This is a genomic window from Aliivibrio sp. S3MY1 (assembly GCF_028765575.1).
In the GTDB taxonomy this organism is placed as follows: domain Bacteria; phylum Pseudomonadota; class Gammaproteobacteria; order Enterobacterales; family Vibrionaceae; genus Aliivibrio.
The window spans coordinates 19,474-43,299 of sequence record NZ_JARACO010000015.1; the positions used below are offsets into that span (position 1 = coordinate 19,474).

Here is a 23,826-nt window from a genome sequence, read left to right on the forward strand (position 1 = left end):
GCTATTTTTTTATCTATATACTGCATTTTACTCTAGAAAATAGAACTCTTTTCTAATAAAAAAACACACTAAAAGTACTTACACTATGACTGATCTTTTTACTGCTCAACTTGGATCTTACGGGTTTACCCCTCAAGAGATTACTCAATTAATTAAATTAAGTAACCTCAAAGTTCTTCCCGCGAAGTCTACACTCATTCACCAAAATAGTGCTGCTAGTGAGTTTTATTTTCTTATCGATGGGTTTTGTCATTCTTGCTACCTCACAGAGCAAGGTAAGCAGTTTAGTAAAGAGTTTTATTGGAAAGGTGATTGGGTGGTAGGATTTGAAGAATTATTAGATCAAACTCCATCTCCCTATACTCTTGAAACAATTACGCCAACCAGATTAATCGCATTACCGATTACATTACTTAATCAATGGCGAAAAGACGCCAACCTTCTTTATATCAAGCTACTAGAAACTCAATTAGTCTATAAAGAGAGAAAAGAGCGTTTTATGTTACTTTACTCCCCTCAGTCTCGTTACGAAATTTTCTGTCAACACTACCCTGACTTGCATTCACAATTAAGTGATTATCAAGTAGCCGCTTACCTGGGGATCACTCACATCAGCTTAAGCCGCATTAAAAATAGAATAAAAAAGTTAACATAAGTTAATGCCTAAAAAAGTCAAAATAGGTATCTTGATGAACTTCTTTTTTGATCGAGATAGTTTCTATGATCCATTGGCAAAACATACTTTTTAATGACTTAACTACCGCACAACTGTACGAACTGATTCGTTTAAGAGTTGACGTTTTTGTCGTAGAGCAAACCTGTCCATACCCTGAGTTAGATGGCAAAGATTGCCATGAAGGCGTTTATCATTTAATTGGGACTAAAAATAATGAAATAATCGCCTGTGCTCGATTACTTCCTGCGGGGATTAGTTATCGCAATCCAAGTATTGGCAGAGTCGCAACAAAAGAAACAGCCAGAGGTAATGGCCTAGGGCATGAGCTTATCTCGCAAGCTCTACTATTATGTGAAGAATTATGGCCAGGTGAAACTATTGATATTGGTGCTCAGGAGCATTTAAGCCACTTTTATCAAAAACATGGTTTTAACGTTATTTCTGATATGTATCTTGAGGATGATATTCCTCATGTCGATATGCGATTAGCTAAGTAGTGCGAAAATGAAACCTATGATGACACCAGTCAACCTCGCAATTATCTTACTTATATTAGGTAACTTATTGGCATCTCTATCTGATGTTGCAGTAAAAGTTCTTGATGGTGGAGTATCACCTTTTCAATATATTTTTCTTCGCCAACTGATCTCTCTCGCCCTTCTTTTTCCTTTTTGGATACGCCAATCTTCAGCATCAAAAAAGTTAAGTAACCCGAAAATAACGGTATTAAGATCTCACATTCTCTTAGTTGGCAGTTGTTGCATGGTGGTATCTATTACTTATTTATCTCTTGCTACTGCCAATGCCGTTTTTTATACCGCTCCATTATTGATGATCCCGCTTTCAATGCTGTTACTCAATGAAAGACCCTCGGCTAAAAAAGTACTTCAGACCATCGTTGGATTTATTGGCGTTGTTATTATTTTGCGTCCCTCTCAATTTCATTGGGCGGCAATTTTTGCACTCGGCACCGCAATGACCTTAGCGTCATACAATATTTTGGTTCGGAAAATACCTAATGAACAATCGGTAATCACCACTCTATTTTGGACAACCTTATTATCTCTACCAGTATCAGGAGGCTTGGCTTGGTTTTACTGGCAGCCATTAACTCATAATGAAATCTTTTGGATCGCATTAAGTGCTACCTTTATTATTAGTTACAATGGCCTAGCAACCATGGCATATAAAAAAGCACCAGCAACCCAAATATCTTTGGCTGAATATTCAGGATTAATTTTTGTCGTTCTATTTGGTGTGATGTGGTTTGATGAGGTGCCGGATTTATTAACGGTAATGGGGATTGCATTAATCATTCTCCCTCTTATGCCTAAAACGTGGTTAAAGAAAGTAAGAGGAAGATAATCATTGTAGAGCACTCGAATAGATCTTTACTTACTGCGCCCGAAATTACCATCAGACATTCTAAAATACATGATTGCTTGGTTATCTCGTTCTATCTGGAGAATGTCTAACTCTCCTTTTTGATTCAGTTTAAAACGAAATAGCTGACCTTTTTTTATGTTACTCAGAGGCTTATCGGCGCCTTCTATTTTTACCACTTTATTTAATTCGGTAAGCGGAAGATTATTTTTTCTAAATACTTGATAAAGCGTATCACCGGCTTGAATTTGATAATCATGCCATTTTGCAGAGCTTTGAGTTGGTTGTGATGTTTTCACTTCCGCTGTTTTATCTACTGGCTCTGCTTCTCTTTTTTCTTGTTTTTGTTCTACTTCATAAACAGAAGGTACATCACGAAATGCAGCCTCTTGCTCACTCAGCCCTTCAAGATTCAAACTGACACTTTGTCTCTCCATTTCAGGCGCAGGGATCATTGTAGGCTGAATACTCTCAACCTCTTCTTCTGAACCACTTGGTAATAAAATTAAAACAAAGGTAACAGGAACTAAAATTTTTAATGCCTTTTGATGAAAATCAGGTAAGCGCAGCCAATAAGGTGAGACTTTCTTTAAAAGCGGCTCGCACTTATTTTTCATAATTGCCAACTGCTCAGAGAAGTCTGGACGTTTTATATTCATTTTTTTCTTTTTATTCATGCCATCGCCTCATGCGAAACTGGTTAGCTCACGTTTTATTCTAATATCAGAGTGCAAAGAAGTACAAAAGTTTACCTTAAGCTTAGATCTCTGTATCCTTTAGTCTTTCGTTTATACCATATAAAGAAAGAGAGACAGCATGTCTGAAGTTAAATTAGAAACAGTAGAGCAAAGAGCAAGTTACGGTATTGGCCTTCAAATGGGTCAACAACTAGCACAATCTGGTCTTGAAGGCCTAAATGTTGCAGCTATCGCTAAAGGTATCGCTACTTCACTAACTGGCGACATGCCAGAAATCGAAGTTGACGCTATCAACGAAGCACTTCAAGCACTTCACATGCGTGCTGAAGAAGCGCGTGCTGAAGCATCTAAAGCAGCTGCTGCTGACGGTGAAGCTTTCCTAGCTGATAACGCTCTTCGTTCAGAAGTAACTGTACTTGAATCTGGTCTTCAATATGAAGTACTAACTGTAGGTACTGGTGAAATTCCAACTTCTGATAAAACAGTACGTGTTCACTACCACGGTATGCTAACTGACGGTACCGTATTTGACAGCTCTGTAGAGCGCGGTCAACCTGCTGAATTCCCAGTAACTGGCGTTATCGCTGGTTGGGTTGAAGCTCTTCAGCTAATGCCTGTAGGTTCTAAGTGGAAACTTTCTATCCCACAAGACCTTGCATACGGTGAGCGTGGCGCTGGCGCTGCAATCCCTCCATATGCTGCTCTAGTATTTGAAGTTGAACTACTAGACATCATCTAATCTTTCTCAAAAAAGATTAAAAATGAAATTAGAAAGCGATGCTTATGGGCATCGCTTTTTTTTATGTCATACTCTGGTTATAATGTTAGAAAAACAATATCACAATGTTAAAAGGAAATGACAATGAAAAAAACGTTAATCTTATCAACTCTAGCGCTTTCTCTTACTGCCGCAGCGCCTGCCAATGCTTTTCTTTCAAACCTATTTGGTGGCGGTGATAAAGAAAAAAATACAGAGCAAGTGGCGGCATCAAACCCATTGGTTGGAATGCTAACAGATAATCTAGGTATCTCAGCAGATCAAGCCGCTGGCGGTGCAGGTGCATTACTTGCAATGGCGGGTAATGGTTTATCAAGCTCTGAAAGCTCTGAACTTAATAGCATGATCCCAGGCTTAGAATCCCTAACTGGTTCTATTCCAAGTGGTCTAGGAAGCATGATTTCGAATATGGACAGTGTGAAAGCAGCCTTTTCCGCTCTGGGTCTAGACCCTGCCTTGATTTCCCAATTTACACCTTTAATTACCCAATACTTAACATCACAAGATGCAAGCTCAGGCTTAGTTAACTCTTTGACTTCATTGTGGAAATAATCTTTCAGCGGTAAATAAAAAAGACAGCGCTTATCACGCTGTCTTTTTATCATTAAAACAAACTATTTATATTCCTGAACCTGCAGTCTCACCATCATCTTCATGCAATCCACACTCTCTTTTTAAACCAAAGAATCGAGTTTCCTCTTCTTTCATTCCCGGCTCCCATTTTTGAGTTGTGTGTGTATCACCGACAGAGAGATAACCCTCATCACGTAATGGATGATAAGGTAAATCACGCTCTTCTAAAAAATGATGTACATCTTTGTTACTCCAATCCAATACCGGTAAAAATTTAAATACCCCATTTTGAATGCTAAGTACTGGTAAATTAGCACGAGAACTTGATTGCTCACGGCGTAAACCAGAAAACCAAACCCCCACTTCAAGCTGATCAAGCGCTCGACGCATAGGTTGAACCTTATTTAGCCTATTATATTGCTCTATCCCCTCAACGCCCTTTTCCCACAATTTGCCATAACGAGCTTCTTGCCAGTTTGGACTCTCTTGTGCTGTAAACACATGCAGATTTAGTTTTAGTCGCTCAGTGAGTTGATCAACAAACTGATAAGTTTCAGGAAATAAATATCCGGTGTCGGTTAAAATAACCGGAGTATCCGCTTTTGCATCAGTGACCAATTGCAACATCACTGCTGCTTGAATACCAAAACTTGAGGAGACAGCAGGCTTTCCTTCTAAGTTTTCTAACGCCCACAAAATTCGCTCTTGAGCAGTCAGCACTTCAAGCTCTGCATTCACTTCAGATAAGCGTAAAATTTGCTCAACTTTAGTTAATGACAACAGCTCTGACAATTGCAATTTAGGCATAAAAGTCCCTTTTTGATACTATCACTTCATCTACAATGCCAGCTCTAATGGTAAAATCACCAAAGCCTTCATTACCTTGACGCTCAGTAGCCCAACGACCAACAAGTTCATCTATCTCTGATAGAATTTGGCGGTCTGTAATGTTCTCTTTATACATTTTAGGTACACGAGTACCACTGCGATTACCACCTAAATGGAAGTTATAACGTCCCGGCGCTTTACCAACTAAACCTATTTCAGCAAGCATTGCACGGCCACAACCATTTGGGCATCCCGTGACACGGAAAATAATATTGTCTTCTTCTGGTAGCTTATGTTTTTTGAGTACATCTTCTATTTCAGTTACAAACTCAGGCAAGAAACGCTCAGCCTCTGCCATCGCTAATGGACAAGTAGGAAATGCGACACACGCCATTGAGTTTTTACGCTGCTCTGAATGCCCATCGTCAATTAAGCCATGCTCACGAGCAATTTGCTCTATCTGATCTTTTTGCTCAGTAGGTACACCAGCAACAATTAAATTCTGGTTAGCCGTCATTCTAAAATCACCTTGGTGGATCTTGGCAATCTCAGCCACCCCTGTTTTTAATGGCTTACCCGGATAATCTAATAAACGGCCATTTTCAATAAATAATGCTAAATGATGCTTACCATCAATGCCTTCAACCCAACCGATTCGATCACCACGTTCCGTAAGCTCATAAGGGCGGCTTGCTTCAAATTGAATACCAGCACGTTTTTCCACTTCGGCTTTAAATACATCAACACCTACACGATCTAGCGTATATTTTGTTTTTGCATTTTTACGATTTGAACGGTTACCCCAATCACGCTGAGTCGTCACAACAGCGGCTGCTACTTCTAACGTTTTCTCTAATGATACAAAACCGAAATCATCGGCTTTACGTGGGTAAGTGGCTGTATCGCCATGGGTCATTGCAAGCCCGCCCCCCACAAGAACATTAAAACCAACCAGCTTTCCATTATCAGCAATGGCAATGAAATTGAGATCATTCGCATGCACATCGACATCATTTTGCGGTGGGATCACAACCGTCGTTTTAAATTTACGAGGAAGATAGTTACTGCCTAAAATTGGCTCTTCATCGGTCGTTTCTAACTTCTCACCATCTAGCCAAATCTCAGCATAGGCACGTGTTTTTGGTAGTAGGTGTTCACTGATTTTTTTCGCCCACTCGTACGCTTCTTGATGTAATTCAGATTCGACCGGGTTAGTCGTACACAACACGTTTCGGTTTACATCTCCTGCTGTGGCAATTGAATCAATACCAATACTATTTAATGTTTGATGCATTAACTTAATGTTTGGTTTCAGAACACCATGAAATTGAAAGGTTTGACGAGTAGTTAAACGTAAGCTGCCATAAGAAGTATTTTCTTCTGCAAATTTATCAATCGCCAACCACTGCTTTGGTGTAATGATCCCCCCAGGCATACGTGCACGCAGCATTACGTTATGCAGAGGCTCTAATTTTTGTTTTGCACGCTCAGCACGAATATCTCTATCATCTTGTTGATACATACCGTGGAAACGGATCAATTGGAAATTATCTTTAGTAAAACCACCGGTAATGCGATCTTGAAGATCCGCCACGATCGTCCCTCGAAGATTTTCACTTTCACGCTTTAGACGCTCATTATCCGCTAATGGGCCAAGTTCAGTGCCTGATAAGATTGTTTTTACTGCAATTTGTTCGCTCATTAGTACACATCCCTTTGGTAACGTTTCGCCTTACGCAGATCATTTACAAACTGTTCTGCTTCTTCTCTGTTCTTCTTGCCTTGCTGTTCAACAATAGTAATTAACGCGTCATGTACATCTTTTGCCATGCGAGTTGCATCACCACACACGTAGATATAAGCGCCATCTTGTAGCCACTGCCACACTTGTTCTGAATGCTCTAAAATACGATGCTGTACATAGACTTTTTCTTGTTGATCTCGACTAAATGCAACATCTAGTTGATTTACAACGCCTGATTTTAAATACTTCTGCCATTCCACTTGGTATAAGAAATCTTGTGTAAAGGTTCTATCACCAAAGAATAACCAGTTTTTACCTTCTGCATTACGGTTGTCACGATCCTGTACAAATGAGCGGAATGGTGCGATCCCCGTACCAGGACCAATCATGATCACAGGGGCATTATCATCTTGAGGAAGTTTGAAATTATTGTTGTGCTCAATAAACACTTTTACTGCATCGCCCTCTTCCAAACGATGAGATAGGAAACTAGAAGCACCACCAAATCGAGTATCATCACCTTGTTGGTATTCAACAACAGCAACGGTTAAATGCACTTCTTCATCGACTTCTGTTTGGCTTGAAGCAATAGAATATAAACGAGGGGTTAGACGGCGAAGTAAACCAACTAATTGCTCTGCCGTTAGCTTGGTTTTCTTTTCTGATAGCAGATCAATAACTTGAGTGTTACCGGCATAATGACGTAATTTATCTTTATCTTGTGCCAATTTTTCTAGTTTTTTACTGCCTGATAACTCTGAAAATTTAGCTACTTGCTGTGGGTTTGATGAGGTAATTTCATATTTCTCAACTAACGCTTTTTGTAGAGAGATTGACTCCCCATCAACATCAATTTGCTCTTCACCTGTTAGACCCACTTGTTTTAAGATCGCAGTAGCTAACTCTGAACTATTTTCAAACCAAACACCAAGTGCGTCACCCGGCTGATAAGTTAAGCCTGAACCTTCCAGATCAATTTCAATATGACGAACATCTTTACCTGAATCTCGGCCTGTTATTTTTGAGCTTGCTAATAACGTTGCTGTATAAGGGTTTTGTTTTGAATATTGAGAGTGGCTATGCGCAGCTTGGCCCACAGGTAATTGCACTACCTGTCCATTGTTAGCATCATCACCGGTTGCCAATGTTTCCTTTACTTTCTCTAACGCTTGCTTGCGCCATTCAGCCGCAGGGGCTTCATAATCAACATCAAGATCAATACGTTCAATAAATGGCGTCGCGCCCTTCTTAGATAAGTACGCATCAAAATCTTTACCTGTTTGGCAGAAGAACTCGTAGCTCGAATCCCCCAAACCAATCACTGCGTATTTTAAGTTATCTAATTTTGGTGCTTTTTTAGATTGAAGATATTCATGCAACTCAATGGCATTGTCAGGGGCTTCACCCTCACCATTAGTGGATGCAACAATAATAACGTGGGTTTCTTTAGCGAGGTTTTTACCTTTGTAGTCACTGGCATCAAATAGCTCAACACGGATCCCAGAGGCAGACGCTTCTGCTTTTAATGCTTCAGCAACCCCTTTAGCATTGCCTGTTTGCGAAGCATAAATGATTGATAGCTTACCTGCAGGCTCACTTGATACTGCGGCGGCGGCTTGACTAATTGGTTGTGCTGCACCAGAAGTTTGGCTTACACCCCAAAAATAACCACTCACCCAAGCAAGTTGTTGTGGAGATAATTCTGAAGCCGCTAGCTGTAATTGACCTATTTGTTGATCATTAAGTGGACTAGCGAGTGCGGAGAGTTCCTTTAATAACATGACGACATCCCTATTCATTGCGTCATATTAGATTAGCGACTCTTTTCTATAACAAGAAAGAATAGATAGGTATGTTTTATAACTTTTTGGAAGAAAGAAATGTTTGCGTTAATTAATTCAGCTAAAAATGAAGTTAATCATTAATCCTGACTTGGTTAAATCCAACCGCTAACGCACTTTTCGAAGCAGACTCTAGGTCCCTGTATTTCATCTCCCCACCTTTCATATCGGTAAGCAAAACAAGGCCTCCACGTACATTGCGAAATTCAACAATCCAAGGGCCTTCAAGCATTACGGGCTCAATTACAGCTTCTACTAATTGCTCTTCTTGGTACATCAATTTTAATTCACTTAATGTCGTCATAACTGCATCCTTACCAAATATGAATATCATAGTAATATCCATTCTATAAGCATGGTCAACAAATAAGGATTGAGCAAATTTAAAATAAAAAAATAGCGACTCAGTCACCTGAATCGCTATCTTATTAACTTTTATTTATGTTGATTAGAAATCAAATGACACGCCACCGAACCAGCCATCGACCATGACATTCGCTTGATCGCTATCAAATCCGTCAAAATACCCAAACTCATGATCCATTACGCGATAGCCTACTTTAAACTCAACATCTACCACAGCATCAACAGGAAGAATATACTTAACCCCTGCTTGACCATCCAGCGTTCGAGTATCACTGCTGCTACCAAAATCGTATTGACCAAAAATGTGGAAGTTTGTGTTTGGGATATGCAGTGATGCATCAGCATACATATTCATTGCCGTTTCGCTAAAGCTTTGATCATGCGGTTGAGCTGAATTAACAGAGCCACCTTTATTGAATTCACCATTAGCAAACTGCGTTAGGGTTAAACCCACATCAAACTGAAGACCATTCGTGTCTAATAATTTGTAGTAACCTGTGTAGTCAATTTGATCGTACTCAAAACGATCCGCTTTTACTGGGGTATAACGCACTTTAACATTTGGTATATAAGCAAACGGGTGCTCAAAAGCGATTGAAAATGCTTGCGATGCATCTACATCATCTTTACGACTAGCACTATCTTTAGAGCCTACTTTTGCATCAGGGAACCACGCATCAATTTCAACTTTAGTGGTAAATTCCTTCTCTGTTGAATGTGCAGGTAGTGCCAATACTAAGGCAGCCGAAGCAACAACAGTGGTAAGGGATAGTTTGTTCATGCGAAGTCTCCATTTGCGACGCTATTTGTTTCATATGCAGTAATAATAAACGATCTGGTTTATTTATGTACTTTCTTTTTTATTTTGATTAAATGCTATTTCAGTAAAGTTAAAAAAGCTTAAACATCTAACTCTGCTGGAATTTTAGCTAATGCCGCTTCAACCACTTCAATACCAGAACCTGGTTTGTGCGCATTTTCACTGATATAGCGGCGCCATTGGCGAGCACCCGGCATACTTTGGAATAAACCAAGCATATGACGAGTAATATGACCAAGATGTGCTCCATTCTCTAATTGACGCTCAATGTATGGGTACATTGATTCTACAATTTCACGACGTTTTTTAATTGGCTTATCACTACCAAATAACTGTTGATCGACTTCAGCTAATAAATATGGGCTCTGATACGCTTCACGACCAATCATCACACCATCCAAATGCGCTAAATGCTCTTTTGCTTCAGCCAGTGTTTTAATACCACCATTTACGGCAATCACTAACTGAGGAAAATCTTTTTTAATTTGATAGGCACGAGGGTAATCAAGCGGTGGAATTTCACGGTTTTCTTTCGGGCTTAAGCCACTCAGCCACGCTTTACGAGCATGAATAGTAAATTGATCACAACCACCCTTCTCATGAACCGTTGAAACGAATTTAGTTAAAAACTCATAGCTATCTTGGTCGTCAATACCAATGCGCGTTTTCACGGTCACTGGAATATCAACAACCGCTTTCATTTCAGCGATACACTCAGCAACATGATCAGGCTCAGCCATTAAACAAGCACCAAAGCGACCATTTTGAACACGATCAGATGGACAGCCCACATTTAAATTTATTTCGTCATAACCACGTTCTGCTGCTAGTTTTGCACAATGAGCTAAATCTTTAACGTTTGAACCACCCAGTTGCAATGCCAGTGGATGCTCTTCTTCGTTATAGGCAAGAAAATCACCTTTACCGTGAATAATGGCACCAGTGGTTACCATCTCTGTGTACAACAAAGCATGTTCTGATAATTGACGATGAAAATAACGACAATGGCGATCCGTCCAATCAAGCATAGGGGCAACGGAAAAGCGTTGTAGTGGGTAAGAGCTCATAAATAAATTCGTTCAGTGATCAATACCGCAATTCTAACATAACCAGAACATAAACAGCCAACCTATTACCATGATTAAATACCCTGTAAAAGCCCGAGATTCTGAAAAATAGTCACTAAAATATCTGAATAGTTATGTTAAACTTACGGATCTGTTCAGAAAAGAAGACATATAATCCTTGAATCGTACCCAAAAAGAAAAAGTTGAGCAATTATGCCAACAACGTGGCGTTAGATTAACCCCACAACGATTAACTGTTTTAGAACTAATTGTTACCTACCAAGGTGCCATTAGTGCTTATGATCTTTTAGAACAATTAAAAAAAATAGAACCGCAGGCAAAACCCCCGACAATTTATCGCGCCTTAGATTTTTTGGTTACTCAAGGTTTTGTCCATAAGGTTGAATCAATAAATAGTTACATTGCTTGTTGTGTGATTGGTGAACACGCCCATTTTTCACAATTATTCATCTGTCGCACTTGCGATGATGTTGTAGAGTTCCATGATATAAAAATTACAGAGCAGCTAACCAAGCATGCTGAGCAAATTGGATTTTCTGTTGAGAACCATATTGTTGAAACTCATGGTACCTGCAAAGCTTGTTTAACTAGCGATAATAAACATTAATTTGAAGGACACTATTTACCATGCGCGCTGAATTTGTAAACCCATTCTTAGCTTCACTGATGAATGTACTTAAAACGATGGCTTCGATGGAATTGAAACCACAAAAACCTCGTATTAAAAAAGACGAAGTTGCTCGTGGTGATGTTTCAGGTTTAATAGGCATGGTCGCTCCACAAAGTAAGGGCTCAATGTCGATTACTTTTGATGAGCAGCTTGCTCTGCAAATCATGCAAAATATGTTGGGTGAGCGCCCAAACAGTATCAATGAAGAAGTTACTGACATGGTAGGTGAAATCACCAATATGGTTACTGGTGGTGCTAAGCGCATTCTTTCTGAAAGTGGTTTTGAATTTAGCATGGCAACACCTATGGTTGTTTCTGGTAAAGGCCATACGATTACTCATAAATGCGATGGTGCGATTATTATCATGCCATTTACTTCTGAATGGGGTAATGCGTTTATTGAGATCTGTTTTGAGTAACAGAGACTAGAGACTAGAGACTAGAGACTAGAGACTAGAACGCTGCGCTTCTATAAGAGAAAAAGCAAGAGCTAGGATCCAGGAAATGATGGAGGTTGATATTTAGGTATCAGCCTTTTTTATTGCCTGTAATATCGATAAATAATACCAATCCGGATAAGTAGTTGACCAGATAATTACGTAGGAAAAATCGATTAGAGCAAGGCATAAATTGTAGTAACTAGTGGCTCTAATTACACCTAATTTTTTGCAATAGAAAAGCATAACGCAGCTATAATCGATTTTAACAAGTAAGAATGATCAAATATTTATGTGGATTGGTATCAATACAAAAAGAGCCGACCGAAGTCAGCTCTTTTAATTAATAAATTTTATAACTTAACGATTAAGCTTTGTATGCTTTAAATGCGTTGATTAAGCCGTTAGTTGAACTGTCGTGAGACGTTACTGCTTTATCGTCAGCCAGTTCAGGAAGAATTTGGTTAGCCAGTTGCTTACCAAGCTCTACGCCCCATTGATCAAAGCTGAAGATGTTCCAAATCACACCTTGTACGAAGATTTTGTGTTCGTACATTGCAATCAAGTTACCTAATGTTTTAGGTGTTACTTGTTTAACTAAGATAGAGTTTGTTGGGCGGTTACCAGCAAATACTTTAAATGCAACTAACTCCGCCATTTCTACTTCTGTTTTACCAGCTGCTGCAAATTCTGCACGAACCGTCTCTTCTGTTTTACCAAATGCTAACGCTTCTGTTTGCGCAAAGAAGTTAGACATTAGTTTTTGGTGATGATCACCCACTTGATTGTGGCTAATGGCAGGTGCAATAAAGTCACAAGGAATTAATTTTGTACCTTGGTGGATCAATTGATAGAACGCGTGTTGACCATTTGTACCAGGTTCACCCCAAATGATTGGACCCGTTTGATAATCAACTGGGTTACCGTTACGGTCTACACATTTACCATTTGATTCCATGTTGCCTTGTTGGAAGTACGCAGCAAAACGATGTAGATACTGATCGTATGGAAGAATTGATTCTGATTCAGCACCGTGGAAGTTGTTATACCATAGGCCAATAAGTGCAAGAATAACAGGCACGTTATTTTCAAGCTCAGTAGTAGCAAAATGGTTATCCACTTCATGAGCACCGTCAAGAAGCTCAACAAAGTGATCAAAACCAACCGCTAGTGCAATTGAAAGACCGATTGCTGACCATAGAGAATAACGACCACCAACCCAATCCCAGAATTCAAACATATTATCAGTATCAATACCAAACTCAGATACAGACTGTGCATTTGTTGATAGTGCAGCAAAGTGCTTAGCAACGTGTGCTTGATCGCCAGCTTCAGCAAGGAACCAATCACGAGCACTGTGTGCATTTGTCATTGTTTCTTGGGTTGTGAATGTTTTCGATGCGATTAAAAACAGCGTTGTTTCTGGATTTAGTGGCTTCAGCGTTTCAACAATGTGTGTACCATCTACGTTTGAAACAAAGTGCATGTTTAAGCGTGTTTTGTATGGTGCTAACGCTTCAGAAACCATGTAAGGGCCAAGATCTGAGCCGCCGATACCGATGTTTACGATATCCGTAATTTCTTTACCTGTGTAACCTTTCCACTCACCAGAAATCAAACGTTCAGTGAAAGCTTTCATTTTTTCTAATACCGCATTTACCGCAGGCATTACGTCTTCACCATCAACAATTACCGGCGTATTGCTGCGGTTACGAAGCGCGGTATGAAGTACTGAACGATCTTCGGTTTTATTGATTTTCTCACCGTTAAACATCGCTTTAATTGCTGAAGACAATTCCGTCTGCTCTGCTAATGCGAACAATTTTTCCATTGTTTCTTCGGTAACTAAGTTTTTAGAGAAATCCACTAGAATGTCTTGGCCAAACGTCGTTGAAAATTTATCAAAACGTTGTGCATCCGCAGCGAATAGATCAGATAGGCTGAAATCTTGTGCTGTTTCAAAGTGTGCAGTTAAGTCTGCCCACGCTTGAGTTTCTGTTGGGTTGATGTTTTTTAACATGGTAAAAATATCCCGTGTAATATACTTGTTGGCTCAAAAGTGAATTTCTGAACGCCCCGTTTATACGAATCTAAAAATTGGTGCTCGGTATTATTTAGTGAGCTTTATATTTAGGTATTATGACCAAAACTACGCTCACCCTTTTTGAGTTAGGTCACATTTAAACTTCTAGCGGTGAACATTATCTCTATCAAAACTACGGAACACTAGTGTTGAGATCGTTTTTCTTTATAAATACTAAAATGGTTGATTAATCATAACTCTAAAGACGCTTTCTTCACTGCCTTTAGACATTTCAGTTCGAACAACAATGCCTTCGACTTGAAAGCGTATTGCACCACCCGCACTCCATTTCATCTCTTCATGTAATGTTGATAGTAAAAACTCATCCGCGACTCGACCTACATCAATAAAAGCCACCCATTGCCACCAAGGCACGTCATAAAGATTAAAGATAGGCCACTCTTCCAAAGGTTGCCAATCAGGCATAACTCGGTATTCCGCTGAGTAATGAATGGCAGAGCGACCATGGAAACGCCCACTACTATAGCTTCTTAATCTATATAATCCACCCAGTTTTATGCCTGCATATTCTGGTGGTTGATGAGCATTATCTTGCCAGCTAGGCGTATCAGCAATATAGAAATCGAGTGCTAATACTTGCTTATTTATGATGTCACCTAAATTGCCAAAATCAAAAAATGTACTTTGTTGAAACTCCCATGTCCACCACTCTTCTTGCGTATTGGTTTTTGGTGAGTAGGTAAAATCTAATTCTGTTCGCGAACCATGCGTTGTGTTTCTTATGCTATTTCGATTATCCCAATCTAGGTTAACTTTCATCCCCCAGTTAGACTCAGGTTCATTCCAACCAGCCACATCAGAAAATGTGCGAGAATAATAAAAAGGACTCAGTTCAATGCTCGACACACCACTTTCTAATGGATTAAAACCTTTTACTTTTCTCTCTGGAAGATAAGAGGCTCTTGCTCCAATCGTCTTTGCATTACCAATAGGTAAGATATAATTAGCACTTAAATGATATTGAGCTTCAACACTGTCGGTAAAAACGTCTTCGTTTACAGTAGAGCTGTTGCTACCTGCAGCCCCTAGGTAATAATACATCTCTTTAAAATTAGCATTATACGCATTAACACCAACCAGCCATGAATGACCAATTTGAAAGTTATTAGCAGACAAATAGGTCATGTAAGACCCTTTGGTTGAGTAGAGTCCTGCTGCAAATAATGTCGCTTGAGGTTGGCCTACCCCCTTCATTACAGCGGCTGCGCCTATCGTAGTCCCTAAGATCTCTGACGAGAACAGGAAAGGAACGGCTGAGGTTTCAGGTAATGAGGTTGGCCAAATATCGTCTTTGGCAAACGCATCACTCAAAAAGGAAAAAGGCAAAATAAGAAAAAGCGCTAAACCAGTAGCGCTTTTAAGTGAAAACAAATTCAAAGTAGTTCTCATTAAATATATTGCATCTGCACTCGTGATGTTAGTTTTGTCACTAACTCATAAGCAATCGTTCCTATGTGTTCTGCAACTTCTTCTGCCGGAAGATCTCGTCCCCACAAAACAGCTTCATCACCCACGTTATCTTGAGCATCAGGCCCTAGATTAACAGTAAGCATATCCATAGACACTCGACCTGCGATTGATACCTTGCGTCCATTAACTAAAACCGGCGTGCCATTAGGTGCAGCAATAGGATAACCATCACCATAACCAATTGCGATCACTCCAATTTTAGTATCTCGTTCACTGGTCCACATTGCGCCATAACCCACACTTTCACCTGCTTTTACATCACGAACCGCGATCAAATGAGAGGTAAGGGTCATGGTAGGCAAATAACCTAACTCTTGTGCTGATTGATTAGCAAAAGGAGAAACACCATACATAATAATACCCGGTCTAACCCAATCTAATTGGCTATCAGGCCATGCCAGTAACCCAGCAGAAGCGGCGAGCGAGCGCTCACCTTGGCAACCATCCGTTAATGACATAAAGGTTTCTATTTGCTTGTTGGTTATCGGATTATCTAATTCATCCGCACAACCAAAATGACTCATGTAACGCAGTGGTTTCGCGACATTTTTACATGCATGCAAACGGTCAACATACTCTTGATATTCTTCTGGGCGAATACCTAAACGATGCATTCCTGAATCCACTTTTAGCCAAACAACTACTGGGCCTTCAAGTTCAGCACTTTCCAGTGCTTCTAATTGCTCTTTACAATGTACCGCGGTCTGAATGTTGTTTGCGACCAAAATAGGTAAGTCACCAGCAGAGTAAAAACCCTCAAGTAACAGTACTTGTTTAACGATACCACCAGCTCGAAGTTGTAATGCTTCTTCTATACGAGCAACACCAAAGGCATCAGCATCCTGTGCGCCTTTTGCTATATTCAGTAACCCATGGCCATAACCATTTGCTTTAACAACAGCAAGAAGCTTACTGTTTGGCGCTTGTTGTTTAATCTTTTGCAAATTATGTGCTAACGCTGACATATCAACTTGGGCAGCCGCCGCTTTCATATAGCTCATACTATTTGCCTTATTCATCATCAAACGCAGGACCTGCGTAATTATCAAAGCGTGAAAATTGTCCTTGGAATGTCAGGCTTACTGAGCCGATTGGACCGTTACGTTGCTTACCTAAAATAATTTCAGCAATGCCTTTACGATTACTCTCAGGGTTATAAACCTCATCACGGTAAATAAACATGATTAAATCGGCATCTTGCTCGATCGCTCCAGATTCACGAAGATCCGAGTTAATTGGGCGTTTATCGGCACGTTGCTCTAGGGAACGGTTCAACTGAGACAGTGCAACCACTGGTACATTCAATTCTTTCGCCAGTGCTTTTAAAGAACGAGAAATCTCAGAAATTTCTTGAGTACGGTTGTCTTGTAAACCAGGAACTCGCATTAATTGAAGGTAATCGACCATGATCATACTTAGACCACCCGCTTCACGAGCCACACGACGAGCGCGTGAACGTAATTCAGTTGGCGTCAAACCTGAACTGTCATCGATGTACATGTTTTTCTTTTGCGTCAAAATGCCCATCGTAGACGAAATACGAGCCCAATCTTCATCATCTAACTGACCGGTACGAATTTTAGTTTGGTCAACACGAGACATCGAAGCCAGCATACGCATCATCAATTGTTCGGCGGGCATCTCGAGAGAGAAAATAAGCACTGGCTTATCTTGGTCCATGGCCGCATTTTCACATAAGTTCATCGCGAAGGTTGTTTTACCCATCGATGGACGTGCTGCAACAATGATTAAATCTGAGCCTTGAAGGCCTGCCGTTTTTTTATTTAAATCAGTAAACCCAGTCGATACCCCAGTGACACCATCTTGCGGTGTTTGGTATAAAATCTCGATACGCTCTAACGTTTTCTCTAAAATCGAATCGACACTTTGTGGGCCTTCATTTTCTGTTGTACGCTCTTCTGCAATAGCAAATACTTTACTCTCTGCCATATCCAATAAATCTTCAGAAGTACGTCCTTGAGGATCATAACCCGCATCGGCAATTTCGTTTGCTACACCGATAAGATTACGTACCATGGCTCGCTCACGAACAATATCCGCATACGCATTAATGTTCGCCGCACTTGGGGTGTTTTTGGCCAAATCAGCCAGATAAGCAAACCCACCAACAGAGTCTAATTTCTCATGGCGCTCAAGATGCTCAGATAAGGTAATTAAATCCAGAGGATTACTGTTTTCTAGGATGGATTTGATTGACTCAAAAATGAGTCGATGTGGTCTACTGTAAAAATCTCCGGCTACGACTTTTTCAGCAACCGTATCCCAACGCTCATTATCAAGTAACAGACCACCAAGTACAGATTGCTCCGCCTCTAATGAATGCGGTGGTACTTTTAACGCATCAACTTGTGCATCGTGTTTACGGTTTTGATTTCGATTATCGGCCATTACTGCTTTTCACCATCCTAAATTTAGCCTTACATTATAACCAAAAGAAATTGGGATGAAATAACTATCCGTGTATCTCCTGATAACCTTTCGCAAAATAAAGATTTTGACTCAAATTTAACTCATCAATCAGAGAAAACATCTATACTATCCGTCCTCTTTATTCTTTTGAGATTGATACGTGTTAAAAAAAGTTTTACTTACAGGGCTTATCGCAATTAGTGCATCTGTTCATGCAAGTGAGATAGAAACTGAAGACGCAGATACGTCACCTCTCTCTCCTAGGGAAAATAAAGTCGAAACAGGCTATGGAAGCGACAGCTCACTATCTCTTAATTGTAGTCTAGAACCGGTTTATACCTCTGGACAGAACCGTCATGCCAGTGAAGTAAAATATTACTTATCAAAAGATGCTTGTGAAGCAGAAACGAAAGAGTTAACTCTTGAAAAAAAAACAAGCATCAGTGTTATAACAAAAGAAATAGAAGCAGAAGTTCAAGATACAACGCCACCGTCCCCATGGGAGAGCCAGGTCGAATTTGGTTATCGCTCAAATAATGGCAATAGCGACTCCCAAGCACTCAACAGTCGATTTGAGGCCAGTTACACATTTGGACAACACCGACACACAGGTGAAATAAAATATTATTTGTCAGAAAAAGATGGGGAGGCCGATAAAGACCAACTGAGCCTTAATTTACAAAGCGATTATAAGATCAGTTCTGACTACTATTTATATGCCAACTTTAAAGGATTAAATACTAAGTACAGCGCCTACTTTAATGACTATACCTTTTCAGGTGGTTTGGGTTATCAAGTGAGTAATACTGAAAAATTGCTATTAGAGGTGGAAGTCGGTCCAGGTTTTCGTTACCAAGATCCAAATCTTGATGAAATCGATGATGATGATCTTATTTTCCCTGAAACCGTTCAAGAGCCAATTCTTCGAACCAATGTAAATATGTCATGGAAAGCGCTTGATTCATTAACCGTCGCAGGTGAAATTACGGTAACCGCAGGTCACAGTAATACTCGTGTAGATTCAGAAGTCAGTGTAACGAATAACATCACAGAAGAAATAGCCCTGAAAATCGCACAATCTCAAGAATATCTTGATCGCGTCCCTCCAGGACTAAGTAATACAGACTCTGTATTTAGTATTAATTTACTTTTTTCTTTTTAGCCAGTAATACAATTTACTTAATGTAGCTCTTCATGTTTCTTTACCAATCCAAAATCGGCCAATATCGCATAGGCCGCAGGGATCATGAAGAGCACTAATAATGTTGATGTAAAAATACCAAATACAATAGAAACGACGAGAGGTTGAATAACTTGCGCCTGTAAACTGGTTTCTAGTAACAGTGGCAGTAACCCTGCAGCCGTTGTTATTGACGTTAAAAATACCGCTCTAAATCTTTCTTGGCTGGCTTTTACAACAGAGTCATACACCGAATCTCCATCATCAACATGATGTCGAATGTATTGCACTAATAAAATAGAATCATTAACCACTATCCCAGCTAAAGAAACAAATCCCATAATACTCGGCATACTTAGTGGATGATTTAATAATACATGTCCCCATAGCACACCAATCAAGGCTAATGGAATCGCCAGCATCACCACAAATGGTTCAAGGTAACTTCTAAATTGAAAACTTAAAATAACGAACACACCAAATAAACCCAGCATGAATCCTGTCCCCATTGATTGCCCAGTTTCTGCGGTATCTTTGGCTTCCCCTTCAAAATCAAAACGTAAACTTGGGTATTTTTTCTGAAGTTCAGGAGCAAGATCTTTTCTAAATTGATTTAGTACTTCGGTCGAGCTCACTTGTGATGCATGAACATCACCAAAGACACTTAAGGTTCTTAATCCATTAATACGTTGAATTCGAACATAGTTTCGCTGAAAATCTAATGTTGCAACAGAGGCTAAAGGTATTTGGCCTCCAGTAGGTAAAATGATTGGAAAGTTTTCCAGAGTATGCAAATTACCCGCTTGCTCTTTATTTAGACGCACTTCAATTTCAATATTTTCAACACCGAGTTGGATCTCATCAGCCGTTTGCCCAAAGTAAGCCGCGCGTAATTGATTAGCAATCAATTGGCCTGTGACTCCATAGGTCTCAGCCCCAGGACGAAGCTTCACAAGCACTTCTTCCTTACCCATTCGCATATCATCAAGCACGCCATAAACCCCTGCAAACTCATTGAGATAAGCTTGTACTTCTAGGGAGGCAGACTTTAGCGTATGTAAATCATCGTCCATCATGCGAATTTCAATCGCTCGACCACCCGGCCCCATCGTCGGTTGTTTATACACCATGGTTATTGGCTCAGCTAACTCTCCAACTTCTGCACGCCACGCATCAATAAAATCATCAATTAAGGTGTTTCGCTTTTCAGCCCCTAATAAATCTAAACGAATGGTCGCCAAGTGAGGGCCTGATTCACTCGCGTCTGCATTAGTATTAAATTGCTGAGTAATATGCTCAACAAGTTGGCGACCCCCTTCGTTCTTTTCACTCCATTCTTTATTTAGTTTCTCTGCCGCAGAAACAATTTTATCGACTACAATTTCAGTCTGAGAAAGTGAGGTGCCCGGCGGTAAGATAATTCGAGCTTCTGCAATATCTCCATCTAATTCAGGAAAACCGACAAACTTAAGCGCGCCACCAGAAATGAGTGAAAAAGAAATTAATAAACTGGCAATCACAGCACCTAAAAAAGCGTAACGCCATTCCACAACTTTAGTCACAGCCTTCACTAAAGTGACATTTCTAAAATGCTCAAAACGATCTAAGGTTTTCTTTTTTAAACCTGTAATTGGCTTATCTTTTTTCGCTTTATGTAAAGAGTGGCTAAGGTGATTGGGAAGAATTAAAAATGCTTCAATTAAGCTCAAAGTTAATACAAGAATAAGCACTTGAGGAATAACTTTCAGTACCGCTCCCATTTCTCCTTGTAGAAACATCAAGCTACCAAAAATACACACAGTCGTTAAGAAAGAAGATAATACGCCGGGGAATACTTTTTTTACGCCGTTATACACCGCATCATCTATCTCTTGCCCCCGATCTAAATGTGAGGCTATCGATTCTGCAATTACAATCGCATCATCCATCATGATCCCGATTGCCATTAACAATGCAACCAGTGACATAATATTAATAGAAAGCCCTAAACTCGCCATTAAAAATAACCCCCCAAGAAACGCAACTGGCAGGCCTGCAGCTACCCAAAAAGAGTAACGGAAAGTAAAAAATAACCACATGGTTAAAAATACGAGAATGATCCCTTGCCAACCATTTTTTACCATCATGGTTAATCGATCCCATAATAAAGAGGAAAGATCATTCGTCATTTCTAATGCAACACCATCAGGTGCGATAGACTGCTGATATTTAACAAACTCAGTCACTCGATCTTTAATGCGTAAGGCATCTTCTTCTTTATTTTTACTGATCTTAAGCAAGGCTGACGGCTTACCATCAAACAATATTTTTTGTTCATCAAGCTCAAAGCGATCGGTTATCGTGGCAATATCACCTAAACGGATCAATGCGCCATTATCCGACGCCCCCATCACTGTTTTTTCCAATTCTTGAGGCGTTGTTTTTCTTTCATCAAAGCGAATTAAAAAGTTTTTTTCTGGTGTTTCAATGCTGCCACTTGGTAGTTTTACATTTTGTTCAGCCAGTTTATTTGCAATATCACTGACATTTAAGCCAAGCTGACGAATCGCACCCTCATTTAACTCAACACGGTATTGATGATCAGAAAACCCACTCACTTCAACTAAAGATACATCATAATCAAGCTTTAAAGTTTGTTTCAATTTTTCAGCATACGCCTTCAACTCTGGCCATGTGGTATCAGCAGTAATTGCCACATCCACCACAGGTTCATTCCAATCGAGCTCTTGAACTATCGGCGACTCTATCTCTTTAGGGAAATCATTAATCGAATCAATTTGAGTTTGAACATCAACCAGCATTCGTCCTATGTCTGCTTTTTCATTCAGCTTAATCACTAAACGAGCAGAGCCTTCAATGGCCTCACATTTTGTTTCTTCTATATTTCCTAAGCCATCAACGGCATCCTCCATCCGAACACAAATGCTCTCTTCCACTTCTTGTGGCGATGCACCAGGATAAACGACACCAGCTAAAATATAAGGCGGACTAAATTCTGGAAACGTTTCACGCTTTAATTGAGATAAAGACACTAAACCAAGCAGCAATATAGAGAGCATTAATAAATTGGCTGCCGTTGGGTGTCTTGCAAAAAACTTAATCATTCCACAAGCTCCTTCTTAGGTACGACTGAACGCAGCTGCATACCATTAATAGCAGGAAGAAGATCATTTAAGATCAACAAATCTCCCTCATTAATGCCACCAGAAATGACCACTTGATTGTCTCTTCTAAAGACTATTTTTACAGGAAGTATGGTTAATTGATTATCTTGATTTAACAAATAAATCTTATCGCCATGAAGGGCACTTTCTGGGATCACCCACTGCGCTGAAGCCTCTCCTTCAATCAATGCTTTTACAAACATGCCATTAACCAACGGAGGTAATGAGCTTGGCTTAAGCATTTTATAGTCTTGTTGGATCTCTAAAATGACACCAACAGTAGCTTGGTTTGGATCAACAGTTTCACTGATACGCTCAACTTGAGCTTTCCACTGAGCATTAAAACGACCACTGCTCAACTGCACTATTGCTTGAAAAGGTAATGAATCAATATTTGGTATCCCTTGCTCATTAGGCTGAAATACATGAAAGCTTTGCGCTAAAGTTTGCATATCATGAATCGATACTTGTGCTTCCATTTCCATGGTTTGAATGCCATGTGCAATAAACATTTCTTGTTGTAGATTCACCACTTGATCGGCTTCAATATTCACTTCTGAAATACGAACATCCGTTGGTAATACGATGGAGGTTTTATCTAAAGAGCGCTGAGATTCTTTTAATTTTGCTTGATTTACCTTCACCATGGCTTGCGCGACTTTCCGCTCATCTGGCAATAACAAAATTTGATTTTGAATATCTTGCACGACTTTCTGTTGTGCTAAATACGATTGATTTTGTTGGTCTACATCCGATTGCGAAGTTAGCCCTTTTTTCTGTAGATTTACTTTACGACTTAGCTCTTTCTTACTGATAGATAATCTATTTTTTTCAATTTTTAACGTGTTTCTAATGTTTTTCTCTTCAAGATCAACTTTCGCTAATTGAGTTTTACTCGAACCTAAATCTGCTTCTGCTTGAGCTAATTTCAACTCATAATCGAGTGGGTCTATTCTTAAGACTTCAGTTCCCGCTAACAAGACATTTCCTTTGTTTAGATCCGGATGGCGATACACGACTTTACCCGACACTTCTGCAATCGCCTTCCATTCAAATTTAGGTCTTATTTTTCCAAAACCAACCACTTGAGGAGCGATATTCTGTTGCTCTAAAGAGAGAGTGTTCACAATTTTTGAACGATCTTCTAATGGCTTTACTTCAGCTGATGGACGTAACTTGGTTACCACAATAAGCGTGATTACCCCTAGAGCAACCACAGGGAAAAATAGGTATTTTTTATTTATTTTCATTATGTGCATCTCTTCTATTTTCTAAACGCCATACCAAGTAAAGCTAGATATTTTTTAATTGTATTATTAAGAATTAAAAATACGCCTACTTTGTATAAAAACACACCCACGCAATCGTTTTACCTCTCTTTTTTAACATTTAACCAAAAAAACATTCATCCAAGGTAAAAACGCCATTAAAAGGTTGACGATATGAGTCAAGTACGATATTAATTTGTTAATTATTTTTTATGGATTGTATTTCAAATGAAAACAACATCTTCTTTATCTCTTCGCCTCCTCCTGATCGTGAACATCTCACGCGGGTAGGTTGTGGAACAAAAGAA

General features: G+C 39.7%; 21 protein-coding genes. 8 read left to right on the top strand and 13 right to left on the bottom strand.

All coding sequences use genetic code 11. From position 1 onward, the window contains the following. The first annotated feature begins 85 nt into the window (after window positions 1–85). The 3 genes from PVK62_RS11045 to PVK62_RS11055 all read left to right on the top strand — a co-directional run bounded on the left by PVK62_RS11045 (window position 86) and on the right by PVK62_RS11055 (window position 2,041). Entirely contained in the window at window positions 86–655 is a 570-nt protein-coding gene (locus tag PVK62_RS11045; protein WP_274444357.1) for a Crp/Fnr family transcriptional regulator, read from the top strand. 65 nt (window positions 656–720) lie between these two features. Beyond that, window positions 721–1,173, top strand: coding sequence for a GNAT family N-acetyltransferase (locus PVK62_RS11050; protein WP_274444358.1), 453 nt, complete (start codon window positions 721–723; stop codon window positions 1,171–1,173). Window positions 1,174–1,192: 19 nt separating this feature from the next. Beyond that, window positions 1,193–2,041 (top strand): DMT family transporter, encoded by an 849-nt coding sequence (locus PVK62_RS11055; protein WP_274444433.1) that lies wholly within the window; start codon window positions 1,193–1,195, stop codon window positions 2,039–2,041. Window positions 2,042–2,067: 26 nt separating this feature from the next. Here the strand turns inward: PVK62_RS11055 and PVK62_RS11060 are convergent, their stop codons facing one another. Next, window positions 2,068–2,736, bottom strand: a complete 669-nt coding sequence (locus tag PVK62_RS11060; RefSeq protein WP_274444359.1) for a LysM-like peptidoglycan-binding domain-containing protein — start codon at window positions 2,734–2,736, stop codon at window positions 2,068–2,070. Window positions 2,737–2,875: 139 nt separating this feature from the next. On the opposite strand from PVK62_RS11060, the gene PVK62_RS11065 reads away from it, so the two are divergent. Next, a complete protein-coding gene (locus tag PVK62_RS11065) occupies window positions 2,876–3,496 on the top strand; it encodes an FKBP-type peptidyl-prolyl cis-trans isomerase (protein ID WP_274444360.1) in 621 nt (206 codons plus the stop codon). 123 nt (window positions 3,497–3,619) lie between these two features. Then, a complete protein-coding gene (locus PVK62_RS11070) occupies window positions 3,620–4,087 on the top strand; it encodes a DUF2780 domain-containing protein (protein WP_274444362.1) in 468 nt (155 codons plus the stop codon). Between the two features lie 66 nt (window positions 4,088–4,153). Here PVK62_RS11070 and PVK62_RS11075 read toward each other — a convergent pair whose 3' ends face one another. The 6 genes from PVK62_RS11075 to dusA all read right to left on the bottom strand — a co-directional run bounded on the left by PVK62_RS11075 (window position 4,154) and on the right by dusA (window position 10,774). Then, the gene (locus PVK62_RS11075; RefSeq protein ID WP_274444363.1) at window positions 4,154–4,915 is read right to left on the bottom strand and encodes a phosphoadenylyl-sulfate reductase; all 762 of its coding nucleotides are present in this window, start codon (window positions 4,913–4,915) and stop codon (window positions 4,154–4,156) included. Further along, on the bottom strand, window positions 4,908–6,638 hold the full coding sequence (cysI, locus tag PVK62_RS11080) for an assimilatory sulfite reductase (NADPH) hemoprotein subunit (protein WP_274444364.1): 1,731 nt from the start codon (window positions 6,636–6,638) through the stop codon (window positions 4,908–4,910). The genes PVK62_RS11075 and cysI overlap by 8 nt, the downstream gene beginning before the upstream one ends. Continuing rightward, window positions 6,638–8,461 (bottom strand): assimilatory sulfite reductase (NADPH) flavoprotein subunit, encoded by a 1,824-nt coding sequence (locus PVK62_RS11085; protein WP_274444365.1) that lies wholly within the window; start codon window positions 8,459–8,461, stop codon window positions 6,638–6,640. The genes cysI and PVK62_RS11085 overlap by 1 nt, the downstream gene beginning before the upstream one ends. 133 nt (window positions 8,462–8,594) lie before the next feature. After that, window positions 8,595–8,825 (bottom strand): hypothetical protein, encoded by a 231-nt coding sequence (locus PVK62_RS11090; protein ID WP_274444366.1) that lies wholly within the window; start codon window positions 8,823–8,825, stop codon window positions 8,595–8,597. A 144-nt stretch (window positions 8,826–8,969) separates the two neighbouring features. Then, window positions 8,970–9,668: a TIGR04219 family outer membrane beta-barrel protein gene (locus PVK62_RS11095; RefSeq protein ID WP_274444367.1), complete on the bottom strand. Its 699-nt coding sequence runs from the start codon at window positions 9,666–9,668 to the stop codon at window positions 8,970–8,972. Between the two features lie 119 nt (window positions 9,669–9,787). Beyond that, window positions 9,788–10,774 carry a tRNA dihydrouridine(20/20a) synthase DusA gene (gene dusA, locus PVK62_RS11100; protein ID WP_274444368.1) on the bottom strand — a complete coding sequence of 329 codons (987 nt, stop codon included), beginning with the start codon at window positions 10,772–10,774 and terminating at the stop codon, window positions 9,788–9,790. A 178-nt stretch (window positions 10,775–10,952) separates the two neighbouring features. Between dusA and zur the strand changes: the two genes are divergently transcribed. Next, window positions 10,953–11,402, top strand: coding sequence for a zinc uptake transcriptional repressor Zur (gene zur / locus PVK62_RS11105; protein ID WP_274444369.1), 450 nt, complete (start codon window positions 10,953–10,955; stop codon window positions 11,400–11,402). Between the two features lie 20 nt (window positions 11,403–11,422). Next, window positions 11,423–11,884, top strand: coding sequence for a chemotaxis protein CheX (locus PVK62_RS11110; protein ID WP_274444370.1), 462 nt, complete (start codon window positions 11,423–11,425; stop codon window positions 11,882–11,884). Between the two features lie 385 nt (window positions 11,885–12,269). Here the strand turns inward: PVK62_RS11110 and pgi are convergent, their stop codons facing one another. The 4 genes from pgi to PVK62_RS11130 all read right to left on the bottom strand — a co-directional run bounded on the left by pgi (window position 12,270) and on the right by PVK62_RS11130 (window position 17,885). Beyond that, a complete protein-coding gene (gene pgi, locus PVK62_RS11115) occupies window positions 12,270–13,922 on the bottom strand; it encodes a glucose-6-phosphate isomerase (RefSeq protein ID WP_274444371.1) in 1,653 nt (550 codons plus the stop codon). 237 nt (window positions 13,923–14,159) lie between these two features. Then, window positions 14,160–15,395, bottom strand: a complete 1,236-nt coding sequence (locus tag PVK62_RS11120) for a hypothetical protein (protein WP_274444372.1) — start codon at window positions 15,393–15,395, stop codon at window positions 14,160–14,162. Beyond that, window positions 15,395–16,477: an alanine racemase gene (gene alr / locus PVK62_RS11125; RefSeq protein WP_274444373.1), complete on the bottom strand. Its 1,083-nt coding sequence runs from the start codon at window positions 16,475–16,477 to the stop codon at window positions 15,395–15,397. Before alr ends, PVK62_RS11120 begins: the two co-directional genes overlap by 1 nt. Before the next feature lie 10 nt (window positions 16,478–16,487). Continuing rightward, window positions 16,488–17,885: a replicative DNA helicase gene (locus tag PVK62_RS11130; RefSeq protein ID WP_122032901.1), complete on the bottom strand. Its 1,398-nt coding sequence runs from the start codon at window positions 17,883–17,885 to the stop codon at window positions 16,488–16,490. 460 nt (window positions 17,886–18,345) lie between these two features. On the opposite strand from PVK62_RS11130, the gene PVK62_RS11135 reads away from it, so the two are divergent. Further along, window positions 18,346–19,068, top strand: coding sequence for a DUF481 domain-containing protein (locus PVK62_RS11135; protein WP_274444434.1), 723 nt, complete (start codon window positions 18,346–18,348; stop codon window positions 19,066–19,068). Between the two features lie 17 nt (window positions 19,069–19,085). On the opposite strand, the gene PVK62_RS11140 is transcribed toward PVK62_RS11135, so the two are convergent. Together PVK62_RS11140 and PVK62_RS11145 are read right to left on the bottom strand one after the other, a co-directional pair. Beyond that, entirely contained in the window at window positions 19,086–22,190 is a 3,105-nt protein-coding gene (locus PVK62_RS11140) for an efflux RND transporter permease subunit (RefSeq protein WP_274444374.1), read from the bottom strand. Further along, window positions 22,187–23,500 carry an efflux RND transporter periplasmic adaptor subunit gene (locus tag PVK62_RS11145; protein WP_274444376.1) on the bottom strand — a complete coding sequence of 438 codons (1,314 nt, stop codon included), beginning with the start codon at window positions 23,498–23,500 and terminating at the stop codon, window positions 22,187–22,189. Before PVK62_RS11145 ends, PVK62_RS11140 begins: the two co-directional genes overlap by 4 nt. Between the last annotated feature and the right edge of the window lie 326 nt (window positions 23,501–23,826).

Bases quoted from the DNA above. Each gene is read 5' to 3' on its own strand.
- PVK62_RS11045 (WP_274444357.1), top strand. From the start codon at position 86: ATGACTGATCTTTTTACTGCTCAACTTGGATCTTACGGGTTTACCCCT.
- PVK62_RS11050 (WP_274444358.1), top strand. From the start codon at position 721: ATGATCCATTGGCAAAACATACTTTTTAATGACTTAACTACCGCACAA.
- PVK62_RS11055 (WP_274444433.1), top strand. From the start codon at position 1,193: ATGACACCAGTCAACCTCGCAATTATCTTACTTATATTAGGTAACTTA.
- PVK62_RS11060 (WP_274444359.1), bottom strand. From the start codon at position 2,736: ATGAATAAAAAGAAAAAAATGAATATAAAACGTCCAGACTTCTCTGAG.
- PVK62_RS11065 (WP_274444360.1), top strand. From the start codon at position 2,876: ATGTCTGAAGTTAAATTAGAAACAGTAGAGCAAAGAGCAAGTTACGGT.
- PVK62_RS11070 (WP_274444362.1), top strand. From the start codon at position 3,620: ATGAAAAAAACGTTAATCTTATCAACTCTAGCGCTTTCTCTTACTGCC.
- PVK62_RS11075 (WP_274444363.1), bottom strand. From the start codon at position 4,915: ATGCCTAAATTGCAATTGTCAGAGCTGTTGTCATTAACTAAAGTTGAG.
- cysI (WP_274444364.1), bottom strand. From the start codon at position 6,638: ATGAGCGAACAAATTGCAGTAAAAACAATCTTATCAGGCACTGAACTT.
- PVK62_RS11085 (WP_274444365.1), bottom strand. From the start codon at position 8,461: ATGTTATTAAAGGAACTCTCCGCACTCGCTAGTCCACTTAATGATCAA.
- PVK62_RS11090 (WP_274444366.1), bottom strand. From the start codon at position 8,825: ATGACGACATTAAGTGAATTAAAATTGATGTACCAAGAAGAGCAATTA.
- PVK62_RS11095 (WP_274444367.1), bottom strand. From the start codon at position 9,668: ATGAACAAACTATCCCTTACCACTGTTGTTGCTTCGGCTGCCTTAGTA.
- dusA (WP_274444368.1), bottom strand. From the start codon at position 10,774: ATGAGCTCTTACCCACTACAACGCTTTTCCGTTGCCCCTATGCTTGAT.
- PVK62_RS11110 (WP_274444370.1), top strand. From the start codon at position 11,423: ATGCGCGCTGAATTTGTAAACCCATTCTTAGCTTCACTGATGAATGTA.
- pgi (WP_274444371.1), bottom strand. From the start codon at position 13,922: ATGTTAAAAAACATCAACCCAACAGAAACTCAAGCGTGGGCAGACTTA.
- PVK62_RS11120 (WP_274444372.1), bottom strand. From the start codon at position 15,395: ATGAGAACTACTTTGAATTTGTTTTCACTTAAAAGCGCTACTGGTTTA.
- alr (WP_274444373.1), bottom strand. From the start codon at position 16,477: ATGAGCTATATGAAAGCGGCGGCTGCCCAAGTTGATATGTCAGCGTTA.
- PVK62_RS11130 (WP_122032901.1), bottom strand. From the start codon at position 17,885: ATGGCCGATAATCGAAATCAAAACCGTAAACACGATGCACAAGTTGAT.
- PVK62_RS11140 (WP_274444374.1), bottom strand. From the start codon at position 22,190: ATGATTAAGTTTTTTGCAAGACACCCAACGGCAGCCAATTTATTAATG.
- PVK62_RS11145 (WP_274444376.1), bottom strand. From the start codon at position 23,500: ATGAAAATAAATAAAAAATACCTATTTTTCCCTGTGGTTGCTCTAGGG.